The sequence below is a fragment of the Shigella sp. FC1661 genome, from assembly GCF_001712525.1.
GTDB classification, from domain to species: Bacteria; Pseudomonadota; Gammaproteobacteria; order Enterobacterales; family Enterobacteriaceae; genus Escherichia; species Escherichia coli.
In genome coordinates this window covers 1-13,430 of sequence record NZ_MDGW01000155.1, presented here as the reverse complement: position 1 = coordinate 13,430, position 13,430 = coordinate 1, and the positions used below count along the sequence as shown (strand labels likewise).

Sequence of the window (13,430 nt, the reverse complement as noted above, 5' to 3'; positions counted from 1 at the left end):
ACGTAACATAATTGAGCTGGCTCCAGCATGGAAGGGTTTTTTTTTGTCCGAAATCAAAATATAAAATTCAGTGATAATGTGAACTATCATTATCGCTTTAACATTAATAGTTGTGCAAAATTTCTTGCTTTTTGGGACTATTTCAGTGGTGCTCTAGTAGAGCATAGCCATGCTGAAAAATGTATTCATTTCTATCATGAGAATGATCTTCGGGATAGTTGTAATACCGAATCGATGCTTGATAAGTTAATGTTAAGATTCATCTTTTCATCTGACCAGAATGTAAGTAATGCACTGGCTATGATACGAATGACTGAGTCATATCATTTGGTTCTTTATCTTCTGAGAACTATTGAGAAAGAAAAGGAGGTAAGAATAAAGAGTCTGACAGAGCATTATGGTGTGTCGGAGGCTTATTTTAGATCTTTATGTAGAAAAGCTTTAGGGGCAAAAGTCAAAGAACAACTGAACACTTGGCGGTTAGTAAATGGTTTATTAGATGTATTTTTGCACAATCAAACAATCACTTCTGCTGCCATGAATAATGGGTATGCATCAACATCCCATTTTTCAAATGAGATAAAAACACGACTAGGCTTTTCTGCAAGAGAATTATCGAATATTACTTTTTTAGTGAAAAAAATAAATGAAAAAATTTAATATTAAATCTTTGACTCTCTTGATTGTATTGTTACCATTGATAGTTAATGCTAATAATATTGACTCTCATTTATTAGAACAAAATGACATAGCGAAATATGTTGCTCAAAGTGATACGGTAGGATCTTTTTTTGAACGTTTTTCTGCGTTATTAAATTATCCTATTGTTGTTAGCAAACAAGCTGCAAAAAAGAGAATATCTGGGGAGTTTGATTTATCTAATCCAGAAGAAATGCTTGAAAAAATGACATTACTTGTGGGACTCATATGGTATAAAGATGGAAATGCATTATACATATATGACTCTGGAGAATTAATAAGCAAAGTTATTTTGCTGGAGAATATATCACTTAATTATCTTATTCAGTATCTGAAGGATGCTAACCTTTATGATCACAGATATCCTATAAGAGGAAACATTAGTGATAAAACATTCTATATATCTGGTCCTCCGGCATTGGTTGAACTGGTAGCTAATACAGCAACTTTGCTTGATAAGCAGGTTTCTTCTATTGGGACAGATAAAGTTAATTTTGGGGTTATAAAATTAAAAAATACATTTGTTAGTGACAGAACTTATAATATGAGAGGGGAGGATATTGTCATCCCAGGGGTGGCTACTGTTGTAGAACGTTTATTAAATAATGGTAAGGCTCTGAGTAACAGACAAGCCAAAAATGATCCGATGCCACCCTTTAATATTACACAGAAAGTATCTGAGGATAGTAATGACTTTTCATTTAGTTCAGTTACCAATAGTTCTATATTAGAGGATGTATCACTTATTGCATATCCAGAAACCAATTCTATATTAGTCAAAGGTAATGATCAGCAAATACAGATTATTCGCGATATTATCACTCAGTTAGATGTAGCCAAACGACATATAGAATTATCATTATGGATAATCGATATTGATAAATCTGAATTAAATAACCTTGGCGTTAATTGGCAAGGAACGGCTTCATTTGGTGATTCGTTTGGTGCATCATTTAATATGAGCTCATCAGCATCGATAAGCACTTTGGACGGCAATAAGTTTATTGCTTCAGTTATGGCATTAAATCAGAAAAAGAAAGCAAATGTAGTTTCAAGGCCGGTGATTTTGACACAAGAGAATATTCCGGCTATATTTGATAATAACAGGACTTTTTATGTGTCATTAGTTGGTGAGCGCAATTCTTCGTTGGAGCATGTTACGTATGGAACATTGATAAATGTTATACCTCGCTTTTCATCTCGGGGACAAATTGAGATGTCTTTAACGATAGAGGATGGAACAGGAAATAGTCAGTCAAATTACAATTATAATAATGAAAATACATCTGTCCTTCCAGAAGTTGGAAGGACCAAAATCAGTACAATAGCGAGAGTTCCACAAGGCAAAAGTTTGTTGATAGGTGGTTATACGCATGAAACGAACTCTAACGAAATAGTATCTATTCCTTTTCTCTCCTCTATTCCTGTAATCGGTAATGTGTTCAAGTATAAAACAAGTAATATCAGTAATATTGTAAGGGTTTTTCTGATTCAACCCCGTGAGATAAAGGAGTCAAGTTATTATAATACTGCAGAATATAAGAGCCTCATATCTGAAAGAGAAATACAAAAGACTACACAAATAATCCCATCTGAAACTACTTTGCTGGAAGACGAAAAATCATTGGTTTCATACTTAAATTACTAACTATAAAGTAGGTGATGTATGCTTGATGTTAAAAATACAGGAGTTTTTAGCTCTGCATTCATTGATAAGTTGAATGCAATGACAAATTCAGATGATGGAGATGAGACTGCTGATGCAGAGCTTGATTCTGGCTTGGCTAATAGCAAGTATATTGACTCATCTGATGAGATGGCTTCCGCTCTTTCGTCATTTATAAACAGAAGAGACCTTGAGAAACTGAAAGGAACAAATAGTGATAGTCAGGAACGTATTTTAGATGGGGAAGAAGATGAAATTAATCACAAGATTTTTGATTTAAAGAGAACTTTAAAAGATAACCTTCCTCTAGATCAGGATTTTATAGACAGACTAAAGAGATATTTTAAAGATCCAAGTGATCAAGTCTTAGCATTAAGGGAACTTTTGAATGAAAAAGATCTTACTGCTGAACAAGTCGAATCATTAACTAAAATTATTAATGAGATAATATCAGGTAGTGAAAAAAGTGTTAATGCTGGAATAAATTCAGCTATACAGGCTAAATTATTTGGCAACAAAATGAAACTTGAACCACAGCTTTTGCGTGCATGTTATCGTGGTTTTATCATGGGGAACATATCAACAACAGATCAGTATATAGAATGGCTTGGTAATTTTGGTTTTAATCACAGACATACAATTGTGAATTTTGTAGAGCAGTCACTGATTGTAGACATGGATTCTGAGAAACCGAGCTGTAATGCTTATGAGTTTGGTTTTGTGTTATCTAAATTAATTGCAATTAAGATGATTAGAACTTCAGATGTAATTTTTATGAAGAAACTGGAATCCTCAAGCTTGCTAAAAGATGGCAGTTTAAGTGCAGAGCAGCTATTGCTAACTTTATTATATATTTTTCAATATCCAAGTGAAAGTGAGCAAATTCTTACTTCTGTTATAGACGTATCACGAGCCAGTCATGAGGATTCTGTAGTGTATCAAACATATCTATCTTCTGTTAATGAAAGTCCTCATGATATATTTAAAAGTGAAAGTGAAAGAGAAATTGCGATCAATATTCTACGAGAGCTTGTCACAAGTGCATACAAGAAAGAGCTTTCTAGATAACAGGAGATGAAAGTGATCCAGTCTTTTCTTAAGCAAGTAAGTACTAAGCCTGAATTAATTATATTAGTGCTTATGGTTATGATCATTGCTATGTTGATCATACCATTACCTACATACCTTGTTGATTTTTTAATAGGGCTTAATATTGTACTTGCTATTCTCGTTTTTATGGGATCATTTTATATTGAAAGAATATTGAGTTTTTCTACATTCCCTTCGGTTTTGTTGATAACGACATTATTTCGTCTCGCTTTATCAATAAGTACTAGTCGACTAATTTTAGTTGATGCGGATGCGGGTAAAATTATTACTACATTTGGCCAGTTTGTCATTGGTGATAGTCTGGCTGTAGGTTTTGTTATTTTTTCAATAGTAACTGTTGTGCAGTTCATTGTTATAACAAAAGGATCTGAAAGGGTTGCGGAGGTAGCTGCTCGCTTTTCTCTTGACGGTATGCCGGGGAAACAAATGAGCATTGATGCGGATTTAAAGGCTGGAATTATTGATGCCGCAGGAGCTAAAGAAAGACGCAGTATTCTGGAACGTGAGAGTCAATTGTATGGTTCATTTGATGGAGCAATGAAGTTCATTAAAGGTGATGCAATTGCTGGCATCATTATTATTTTTGTCAATTTAATAGGAGGTATTTCTGTTGGTATGAGTCAACATGGAATGTCTCTATCTGGTGCATTATCTACTTATACCATACTAACTATTGGTGACGGATTGGTCTCTCAGATTCCTGCTCTGTTAATTTCTATAAGTGCAGGATTTATCGTTACAAGAGTTAATGGTGATAGCGATAATATGGGACGTAACATAATGTCCCAGATATTTGGGAATCCTTTTGTTCTCATTGTTACATCAGCTCTTGCCTTGGCGATAGGGATGTTGCCAGGTTTTCCGTTTTTTGTTTTTTTCCTGATAGCAGTTACTTTGACGGCTTTATTCTATTATAAAAAGGTCGTAGAAAAAGAAAAAAGTCTGTCTGAGTCTGATTCTAGTGGCTATACTGGTACATTTGATATTGATAATAGCAATGACTCATCTTTGGCAATGATAGAAAATCTGGATGCTATTAGTTCAGAAACCGTTCCTTTAATTTTATTATTTGCCGAAAATAAGATAAGTGCAAATGATATGGAAGGTCTTATTGAAAGGATAAGAAGTCAGTTCTTTATTGATTATGGTGTCAGGCTTCCAACTATTTTATATAGAACAAGCAATGAGCTTAAGGTCGATGATATTGTTTTGTTAATAAATGAGGTGCGTGCCGATAGTTTTAATATATACTTTGATAAAGTGTGTATTACAGATGAAAATGGAGATATAGATGCTCTAGGTATTCCTGTTGTTTCAACTTCATATAATGAACGTGTTATTTCTTGGGTAGACGTTTCATATACAGAAAATCTAACTAATATTGATGCTAAAATTAAAAGTGCTCAAGATGAATTTTATCACCAGTTGTCACAAGCTTTATTAAACAACATAAATGAGATTTTTGGTATACAAGAAACAAAAAATATGTTAGATCAGTTTGAAAATCGGTATCCTGATCTATTAAAGGAAGTCTTCCGACATGTGACTATACAGAGAATTTCTGAGGTATTACAAAGATTGCTTGGAGAAAATATTTCTGTTCGCAATTTAAAACTTATTATGGAGTCTTTGGCGCTTTGGGCTCCCAGAGAAAAAGATGTCATAACATTAGTTGAACATGTCCGTGCATCACTTTCTAGGTATATTTGTAGTAAAATAGCTGTTTCTGGTGAGATTAAAGTTGTGATGCTTTCCGGATATATTGAGGATGCAATAAGAAAAGGGATAAGGCAAACCTCTGGTGGCTCTTTCTTGAATATGGATATAGAGGTTTCGGATGAGGTAATGGAAACTTTAGCACATGCTTTGAGAGAATTGAGAAATGCAAAAAAAAATTTCGTTCTTTTGGTATCAGTAGATATACGTAGGTTTGTTAAAAGACTTATAGATAACAGATTTAAGAGTATACTCGTTATATCGTATGCTGAGATTGATGAAGCATATACCATTAATGTATTAAAGACTATTTAGTGAGGTTTAAATATGAGTAACATTAATTTAGTTCAATTAGTTAGAGATAGTCTTTTCACGATTGGTTGTCCTCCATCAATTATTACAGATTTAGACAGCCATTCAGCGATTACCATTTCTTTGGATAGTATGCCTGCTATTAATATAGCTCTTGTCAATGAGCAGGTTATGTTATGGGCTAATTTCGATGCACCAAGTGATGTAAAACTTCAGTCATCTGCTTATAACATATTAAATTTAATGTTAATGAACTTTAGTTATAGCATTAATGAGCTGGTAGAGCTTCATCGTTCTGATGAGTACTTACAGTTAAGAGTTGTTATTAAAGATGACTACGTTCACGATGGGATTGTTTTTGCAGAGATTCTGCATGAGTTTTATCAGAGGATGGAAATCTTAAATGAGGTCTTATAATCAATGAGCTATATAAAATTGCTCACTCAATTATCTTTTCCTAATAGAATCTCGGGGCCAATCTTGGAAACAAGTCTTAGTGATGTTTCGATTGGTGAGATTTGTAACATTCAGGCTGGAATTGAAAGTAATGAAATTATTGCAAGAGCTCAGGTTGTAGGATTTCATGATGAAAAAACAATATTAAGCTTGATTGGAAATTCTCGTGGACTTTCACGGCAAACGTTGATTAAGCCCACTGCCCAGTTTCTTCATACGCAAGTCGGCCGTGGATTATTGGGAGCAGTAGTCAATCCTTTAGGGGAGGTTACTGATAAGTTTGCTGTTACGGATAACAGTGAAATTCTTTATCGACCTGTAGATAATGCTCCTCCGCTATATAGTGAAAGGGCTGCAATTGAGAAGCCTTTTTTAACAGGTGTTAAGGTTATTGATTCTTTACTCACGTGTGGTGAAGGACAGCGAATGGGGATTTTTGCGTCAGCTGGTTGTGGCAAAACTTTTCTCATGAATATGCTCATTGAACATAGTAGTGCTGATATATATGTTATTGGGTTAATTGGTGAGCGAGGTCGAGAGGTTACAGAAACGGTTGATTATTTGAAAAACTCTGAGAAAAAAAGCAGGTGTGTTTTAGTATATGCAACTTCGGATTACTCTTCGGTTGATCGTTGTAATGCTGCATATATAGCCACTGCTATAGCCGAATTTTTTAGGACTGAAGGACATAAAGTAGCGCTTTTTATTGATTCATTAACAAGGTATGCCAGAGCATTACGTGATGTGGCCTTAGCCGCTGGAGAATCACCTGCCAGAAGAGGCTATCCGGTTTCGGTTTTTGATAGCTTACCCAGACTTCTTGAAAGGCCAGGAAAGTTAAAGGCAGGTGGCTCTATTACTGCATTTTACACTGTTCTTTTGGAGGATGATGATTTTGCTGATCCATTAGCTGAAGAGGTAAGATCCATTTTAGATGGACATATATATTTGAGCAGAAATCTAGCCCAAAAAGGACAATTTCCTGCAATTGATTCCTTAAAAAGTATAAGCAGGGTATTTACACAGGTTGTTGATGAAAAACATCGTATTATGGCCGCTGCATTTCGGGAGCTACTTTCTGAAATAGAAGAGCTAAGGACAATTATTGACTTTGGTGAATACAAACCGGGGGAGAATGCCTCTCAGGATAAAATCTACAACAAAATATCTGTTGTTGAGAGTTTTCTGAAGCAAGATTATCGACTCGGTTTTACTTATGAGCAGACAATGGAGCTTATTGGTGAAACAATTAGATAAGGTTTTAAAAATCAAAGATAAATATCAACGGTCTGTTAAATTAATTGAAGCACACATATTAACACTAAAAAAAAAACTCTTTGTATCGAGATGTGGAGGCATTAGATAAAAGGATTATATACTTCCTGCAACTGGAGAATGACTTGGAACCTATAGGCGCTCAGAGTGTTAGTCAGCTTTTCAATACAAGACGTAAGATCGCTATAGTAAAAAAGCATATTATCCAATATCAGTCTGAACGAATTCTTCTAAAGGGAAGAATTGAAGAAATTCAAAAAGATATTGATGAGGCAAATGCTTCTAAAAGAAAACTGCTTCATAAAGAGAGTAAAATATGTAAACGGATTGGCTTGATTAAAAGAAATAACTTTGCCAAACAGTTGATACTTGATGAGTTATCACAAGAGGATATGAAGTATGGCATTAGATAATATAAACCTAAATTTTAGTAGTGACAAACAGATAGAAAAATGTGAGAAACTATCTTCAATAGATAATATTGATAGTCTCGTTTTGAAGAAGAAGAGGAAGGTTGAAATTCCTGAGTACTCTTTAATTGCATCTAACTATTTTACTATTGATAAGCACTTTGAACATAAGCATGATAAAGGAGAAATTTATAGTGGCATTAAAAATGCGTTCGAACTTAGAAACGAACGAGCGACATATTCTGATATTCCAGAATCAATGGCCATTAAAGAAAATATTTTGATACCAGATCAAGATATCAAAGCAAGGGAAAAAATAAATATCGGCGATATGAGGGGGATCTTTTCATATAATAAGAGTGGAAATGCAGACAAGAACTTCGAAAGAAGTCATACTTCTTCTGTAAACCCTGATAATCTGCTAGAATCTGATAATAGAAATGGTCAAATTGGTTTAAAAAATCATAGCTTGTCTATTGATAAGAATATTGCTGACATCATTTCTTTACTAAATGGAAGTGTTGCTAAATCATTTGAGCTGCCTGTAATGAATAAAAATACTGCAGACATAACCCCATCCATGTCATTGCAAGAAAAATCAATAGTTGAAAATGATAAAAATGTTTTTCAAAAAAATAGTGAAATGACTTACCACTTTAAACAGTGGGGGGCTGGACATTCTGTTAGTATTTCAGTGGAGTCTGGTTCTTTTGTTCTAAAACCGTCAGATCAATTTGTAGGAAATAAACTTGACTTAATTTTGAAACAAGATGCTGAGGGTAATTACAGATTTGATAGCAGTCAACATAATAAGGGGAATAAAAATAATAGTACAGGATATAATGAACAGAGTGAAGAAGAATGCTAAGAATTAAACATTTTGATGCTAACGAAAAACTACAGATTTTATATGCAAAGCAACTCTGCGAGCGTTTTTCGATTCAGACATTCAAAAATAAATTTACAGGCAGTGAAAGTTTAGTCACTCTTATTTCCTTGTGTGGGGATTGGGTAATTCGTATTGATACATTATCTTTTTTGAAAAAAAAATACGAGGTATTTTCAGGATTTTCTACACAAGAATCTTTACTGCATTTATCAAAATGTGTCTTTATAGAGTCATCATCTGTATTTTCGATTCCAGAACTGTCTGATAAGATTACTTTCCGGATCACGAATGAAATCCAGTATGCAACTACTGGGAGTCATTTATGCTGTTTTTCCTCTTCTTTAGGTATTATTTATTTTGACAAGATGCCGGTATTACGTAATCAAGTTTCTCTTGACTTATTGCATCATCTTTTAGAGTTTTGCTTAGGTTCATCTAATGTAAGGCTGGCTACTTTAAAAAGAATTCGTACTGGTGATATAATCATAGTTCAGAAACTTTATAATTTATTATTGTGTAATCAAGTTATTATTGGGGATTATATTGTGAATGATAATAATGAGGCAAAAATTAATCTGTCAGAAAGTAATGGTGAGTCAGATCACACAGAAGTTTCTTTGGCATTATTCAATTATGATGATATCAATGTAAAAGTGGACTTTATCCTTTTAGAAAAAAAGATGACAATCAATGAACTAAAAATGTATGTAGAAAACGACTTATTCAAGTTTCCCGATGACATAGTTAAACATGTAAATATTAAAGTAAATGGTTCTTTGGTTGGGCATGGGGAACTTGTTTCTATTGAGGATGGTTATGGTATCGAGATTAGTTCTTGGATGGTAAAGGAGTAATCTCATGCTGAGTGATATGTCCCTCATCGCTACACTTTCTTTTTTTACGCTATTACCATTTTTAGTTGCTGCTGGTACTTGTTATATAAAGTTTTCTATTGTTTTTGTAATGGTACGAAATGCACTTGGTTTGCAGCAGGTTCCATCAAATATGACTCTCAATGGTATTGCATTGATTATGGCTTTGTTCGTGATGAAACCCATTATTGAAGCTGGTTATGAAAATTATCTAAATGGCCCGCAAAAATTTGATACAATATCAGATATTGTCCGTTTTTCTGATTCTGGCTTGATTGAATACAAGCAATACTTGAAAAAGCATACAGATCTTGAGTTGGCACGTTTTTTCCAAAGGTCTGAAGAAGAAAATGCTGATTTAAAGAGTGCAGAGAATAATGATTATTCATTGTTTTCCCTCTTGCCTGCATATGCGCTAAGTGAAATTAAAGATGCGTTCAAAATAGGTTTTTATTTATATTTGCCATTTATTGTTGTTGATCTTGTTATTTCAAGCATTTTACTTGCACTTGGTATGATGATGATGAGTCCAATCACAATATCAGTACCAATAAAACTTGTATTATTTGTTGCGCTTGATGGGTGGGGGATCCTGTCTAAGGCCTTGATTGAACAATATATCAATGTTCCTGCTTAGATGATGGAGGTAATGTGTCTGATATAGTTTATATGGGTAATAAGGCTCTTTATTTAATCCTTATCTTTTCCTTATGGCCAGTAGGTATAGCTACGGTTATTGGATTAACTATTGGTTTATTACAGACAGTGACTCAACTTCAAGAGCAGACACTTCCTTTTGGTATAAAGCTTATAGGTGTCTCAATATCTTTGCTACTTCTTTCTGGATGGTATGGTGAGGTTTTATTGTCTTTTTGTCATGAAATAATGTTTTTAATTAAGAGTGGGGTTTGATGGACATTTCAAGCTGGTTCGAAAGTATTCATGTGTTTTTAATACTCCTGAACGGCGTTTTTTTTAGATTGGCTCCATTATTTTTCTTTCTTCCATTTTTAAATAACGGTATAATTTCTCCATCTATTAGAATACCTGTGATTTTTCTTGTTGCATCAGGATTAATTACTTCTGGTAAGGTAGACATAGGTTCTTCTGTTTTTGAACATGTTTATTTCCTTATGTTCAAGGAAATAATTGTTGGCCTCCTTCTCTCTTTTTGCTTGTCTCTTCCCTTTTGGATATTTCATGCTGTTGGTAGCATTATTGACAACCAGCGTGGGGCAACGCTTAGTAGTTCAATTGATCCTGCCAATGGTGTTGATACGTCTGAGTTGGCAAAATTTTTCAATCTTTTTTCTGCAGTTGTATTTCTATACAGTGGTGGAATGGTCTTTATTTTAGAATCCATACAATTGTCTTATAATATATGCCCGTTATTTTCTCAATGTTCTTTCCGTGTCTCAAATATCTTAACATTTCTGACTTTATTGGCAAGTCAGGCTGTTATTTTAGCCAGTCCTGTTATGATAGTATTGTTACTATCAGAAGTATTACTTGGTGTATTATCGAGATTTGCTCCGCAGATGAATGCTTTTTCCGTATCATTAACTATTAAAAGTTTACTTGCAATATTTATTATTTTCATCTGTTCTTCTACTATTTACTTTTCTAAAGTTCAATTTTTCCTCGGTGAACATAAATTTTTCACAAATCTATTTGTTAGATAAAATATTATGGCAAATAAAACAGAAAAGCCGACACCTAAAAAACTAAAGGATGCCGCAAAAAAAGGACAGTCATTTAAATTTAAGGATTTAACGACAGTTGTTATTATTCTGGTAGGGACATTTACTATAATATCATTCTTTTCCTTAAGTGATGTAATGCTCTTATACAGATATGTAATAATTAATGACTTCGAAATTAATGAGGGTAAATACTTTTTTGCAGTGGTTATTGTCTTTTTTAAGATAATTGGCTTCCCACTTTTTTTCTGTGTTCTTTCGGCTGTGTTGCCAACATTGGTTCAAACAAAGTTTGTTCTTGCGACTAAAGCTATCAAGATTGATTTTTCAGTATTAAACCCTGTTAAAGGGTTAAAAAAAATATTTAGTATAAAGACAATAAAAGAATTTTTCAAAAGCATTCTGCTTCTTATTATTCTAGCATTAACAACCTATTTCTTTTGGATTAATGACCGAAAAATAATTTTTTCTCAGGTGTTTTCTAGTGTTGATGGCTTATATCTTATTTGGGGGGGGCTGTTTAAGGATATAATATTATTTTTCTTAGCATTTTCTATTTTTGTTATTATTCTTGACTTTGTGATTGAGTTCATTTTATACATGAAAGATATGATGATGGATAAACAGGAGATAAAAAGAGAATATATAGAGCAAGAGGGACACTTTGAGACAAAGTCGAGAAGGCGTGAGTTGCATATCGAGATTCTTTCAGAGCAGACTAAATCTGATATACGTAATTCAAAATTAGTGGTAATGAACCCGACTCATATTGCAATTGGTATTTATTTTAATCCAGAAATAGCGCCTGCACCTTTTATTTCTCTCATTGAAACTAACCAGTGTGCCTTGGCTGTCAGAAAATATGCAAATGAAGTTGGTATACCAACTGTGCGTGATGTGAAATTAGCTAGAAAACTATATAAAACACATACAAAATATAGTTTTGTTGATTTTGAACACTTGGATGAAGTCCTACGTCTTATTGTTTGGCTTGAGCAGGTTGAAAACACTCATTAATAAGTAAAGGAGATGTGTTATATGGGAGTTAATTTCTGTAATAAAATAGGTATTGATCAGTCTGAATTTGAAATAGAATCTTCCATCATTAACTCCATTGCTAATGAGGTATTGAACCCAATATCTTTCCTTAGCAACAAGGATATAATAAATGTTTTACTCAGAAAGATTTCATCTGAATGTGACCTGGTTAGAAAAGACATTTATCGTTGTGCTCTTGAGTTGGTCGTTGAAAAAACACCTGATGATTTATAATCATTCATAATAACTCTTTTGCTGATATAAATATTTTTGTTGAAGATATTTATGTAGTCACAGGATCAATTGTAGAAAATTGTTATGTTTTTGTTAGGAACTGAACTAAATAATATATGATAAGACAGCAAAAACGACTGACCATAATCCTTCTTTTATTAGGAGTTGATAAGAGAGACTATTCATCCTGTAATGTTAAAACTCTGTTATATAGTATTCGCGATTATGCAAAGTCTGTAAATGATCATGAGATACTAACCGAGAGTAATCGTTTATTATCTCATTGCATTTCAGATAGTAACGGAGCTTTCTTTAAAAGTAGTAAATACGTTCCCCTTAAGTACTTACGTAAAAGGAGAATAGCACGAAAGATACCAAATGATTAGCACTTTGCTAGTAAGCTTGCTGGTAAACTATATTGACCGTTGGGTTTGTTTTGAGACTGTAATTTAAATTGTGTAATTGCCTGTTTTTGATATGTTTACTCCAACAACGGAGACAGGTAAATTATGGACGAAAAGAAGCTTAAAGCCCTTGCGGCTGAACTGGCTAAAGGCCTCAAAACTGAGGCCGACCTCAATCAGTTTTCCCGTATGCTGACGAAATATCCCGGCTCTTAAAACGATAGTGGCTCAGGCTTTCATTTTTCAGCGTTCCCCAGAAGATTTCCATCGGAGCGTTGTCGTAACAGTTACCTTTACGCGACATTGATGTTTTCAGACCAGACTGCTCCTGTATGACCCGGTAATCGTATGCGCAGTACTGTGAACCTCGATCGGTGTGGTGGATTAGCCCGGCAGGTGGGCGCTGGCTCCTGAGCGCCATAAACAGGGCTTTACCCGTCAACTCTTTCGTCATGCGCTCTCCCATGGCGTAACCGACAATTTCGCACGTATAAACATCTTTGACGCCAGCGAGATACAGCCATCCTTCCCGGGTGGCAACATACGTTATATCTGCGACCCAGACCTGATTAGGTGCTGTGGGCGTAAAGTTCTGATTCAGCAGATTCGGCGTAACCGGCAGATTGTGGTCAGAGTTTGTGGTCGCCCT

At 34.2% G+C, this 13,430-nt stretch carries 14 protein-coding genes and 1 pseudogene; 14 read left to right on the top strand and 1 reads right to left on the bottom strand.

Features of this window, described 5'->3' with window-relative positions; all coding sequences use genetic code 11:
- Nucleotides 1-27: 27 nt before the first annotated feature.
- The 14 genes from mxiE (at nt 28) to BFF42_RS10385 (ending at nt 12,377) form a co-directional block, all read left to right on the top strand.
- Nucleotides 28-660 carry a type III secretion system transcriptional activator MxiE gene (gene mxiE / locus BFF42_RS10450; protein ID WP_000398259.1) on the top strand — a complete coding sequence of 211 codons (633 nt, stop codon included), beginning with the start codon at nt 28-30 and terminating at the stop codon, nt 658-660.
- A complete protein-coding gene (gene mxiD, locus BFF42_RS10445; protein WP_000714360.1) occupies nt 647-2,347 on the top strand; it encodes a type III secretion system secretin MxiD in 1,701 nt (566 codons plus the stop codon). The genes mxiE and mxiD overlap by 14 nt, the downstream gene beginning before the upstream one ends.
- Before the next feature lie 18 nt (nt 2,348-2,365).
- Entirely contained in the window at nt 2,366-3,433 is a 1,068-nt protein-coding gene (gene mxiC, locus BFF42_RS10440; protein WP_000887823.1) for a type III secretion system gatekeeper subunit MxiC, read from the top strand.
- A 12-nt stretch (nt 3,434-3,445) separates the two neighbouring features.
- Nucleotides 3,446-5,506, top strand: coding sequence for a type III secretion system export apparatus protein MxiA (gene mxiA, locus BFF42_RS10435; RefSeq protein WP_012421774.1), 2,061 nt, complete (start codon nt 3,446-3,448; stop codon nt 5,504-5,506).
- A 12-nt stretch (nt 5,507-5,518) separates the two neighbouring features.
- Nucleotides 5,519-5,920, top strand: a complete 402-nt coding sequence (gene spa15, locus BFF42_RS10430; RefSeq protein WP_000065501.1) for a type III secretion system chaperone Spa15/SpaK — start codon at nt 5,519-5,521, stop codon at nt 5,918-5,920.
- Nucleotides 5,921-5,923: 3 nt separating this feature from the next.
- Nucleotides 5,924-7,216 carry a type III secretion system ATPase SpaL gene (gene spaL, locus BFF42_RS10425; protein ID WP_000120388.1) on the top strand — a complete coding sequence of 431 codons (1,293 nt, stop codon included), beginning with the start codon at nt 5,924-5,926 and terminating at the stop codon, nt 7,214-7,216.
- A gap of 80 nt (nt 7,217-7,296) precedes the next feature.
- The gene (gene spa13 / locus BFF42_RS10420) at nt 7,297-7,647 is read left to right on the top strand and encodes a type III secretion system protein Spa13 (RefSeq protein ID WP_336603563.1); all 351 of its coding nucleotides are present in this window, start codon (nt 7,297-7,299) and stop codon (nt 7,645-7,647) included.
- Nucleotides 7,634-8,512, top strand: coding sequence for a type III secretion system needle length regulator Spa32 (gene spa32 / locus BFF42_RS10415; protein WP_001162455.1), 879 nt, complete (start codon nt 7,634-7,636; stop codon nt 8,510-8,512). Before spa13 ends, spa32 begins: the two co-directional genes overlap by 14 nt.
- Nucleotides 8,506-9,387, top strand: a complete 882-nt coding sequence (gene spa33 / locus BFF42_RS10410; protein ID WP_146759037.1) for a SctQ family type III secretion system ring protein Spa33 — start codon at nt 8,506-8,508, stop codon at nt 9,385-9,387. The genes spa32 and spa33 overlap by 7 nt, the downstream gene beginning before the upstream one ends.
- 4 nt (nt 9,388-9,391) lie before the next feature.
- Nucleotides 9,392-10,042 (top strand): type III secretion system export apparatus protein Spa24/SpaP, encoded by a 651-nt coding sequence (gene spa24 / locus BFF42_RS10405; RefSeq protein ID WP_000947538.1) that lies wholly within the window; start codon nt 9,392-9,394, stop codon nt 10,040-10,042.
- A 14-nt stretch (nt 10,043-10,056) separates the two neighbouring features.
- On the top strand, nt 10,057-10,317 hold the full coding sequence (gene spaQ, locus BFF42_RS10400; RefSeq protein WP_001280546.1) for a type III secretion system export apparatus protein SpaQ: 261 nt from the start codon (nt 10,057-10,059) through the stop codon (nt 10,315-10,317).
- Nucleotides 10,317-11,087, top strand: coding sequence for a type III secretion system export apparatus protein Spa29/SpaR (spa29, locus tag BFF42_RS10395; RefSeq protein WP_000355395.1), 771 nt, complete (start codon nt 10,317-10,319; stop codon nt 11,085-11,087). The genes spaQ and spa29 overlap by 1 nt, the downstream gene beginning before the upstream one ends.
- Before the next feature lie 6 nt (nt 11,088-11,093).
- Nucleotides 11,094-12,122 (top strand): type III secretion system export apparatus switch protein Spa40/SpaS, encoded by a 1,029-nt coding sequence (spa40, locus tag BFF42_RS10390; protein ID WP_001284685.1) that lies wholly within the window; start codon nt 11,094-11,096, stop codon nt 12,120-12,122.
- Nucleotides 12,123-12,143: 21 nt separating this feature from the next.
- Nucleotides 12,144-12,377, top strand: coding sequence for a biofilm/acid-resistance regulator YmgB/AriR (locus BFF42_RS10385; RefSeq protein WP_000538708.1), 234 nt, complete (start codon nt 12,144-12,146; stop codon nt 12,375-12,377).
- Nucleotides 12,378-12,983: 606 nt separating this feature from the next.
- On the opposite strand, the pseudogene BFF42_RS10380 reads toward BFF42_RS10385, so the two are convergent.
- Nucleotides 12,984-13,430 (bottom strand): annotated as a pseudogene (locus tag BFF42_RS10380) (IS3 family transposase); the annotation flags it as partial.

Bases quoted from the DNA above. Each gene is read 5' to 3' on its own strand.
- mxiE (WP_000398259.1), top strand. From the start codon at position 28: ATGGAAGGGTTTTTTTTTGTCCGAAATCAAAATATAAAATTCAGTGAT.
- mxiD (WP_000714360.1), top strand. From the start codon at position 647: ATGAAAAAATTTAATATTAAATCTTTGACTCTCTTGATTGTATTGTTA.
- mxiC (WP_000887823.1), top strand. From the start codon at position 2,366: ATGCTTGATGTTAAAAATACAGGAGTTTTTAGCTCTGCATTCATTGAT.
- spa15 (WP_000065501.1), top strand. From the start codon at position 5,519: ATGAGTAACATTAATTTAGTTCAATTAGTTAGAGATAGTCTTTTCACG.
- spaL (WP_000120388.1), top strand. From the start codon at position 5,924: ATGAGCTATATAAAATTGCTCACTCAATTATCTTTTCCTAATAGAATC.
- spa32 (WP_001162455.1), top strand. From the start codon at position 7,634: ATGGCATTAGATAATATAAACCTAAATTTTAGTAGTGACAAACAGATA.
- spa33 (WP_146759037.1), top strand. From the start codon at position 8,506: ATGCTAAGAATTAAACATTTTGATGCTAACGAAAAACTACAGATTTTA.
- spa24 (WP_000947538.1), top strand. From the start codon at position 9,392: ATGCTGAGTGATATGTCCCTCATCGCTACACTTTCTTTTTTTACGCTA.
- spa29 (WP_000355395.1), top strand. From the start codon at position 10,317: ATGGACATTTCAAGCTGGTTCGAAAGTATTCATGTGTTTTTAATACTC.
- spa40 (WP_001284685.1), top strand. From the start codon at position 11,094: ATGGCAAATAAAACAGAAAAGCCGACACCTAAAAAACTAAAGGATGCC.
- BFF42_RS10385 (WP_000538708.1), top strand. From the start codon at position 12,144: ATGGGAGTTAATTTCTGTAATAAAATAGGTATTGATCAGTCTGAATTT.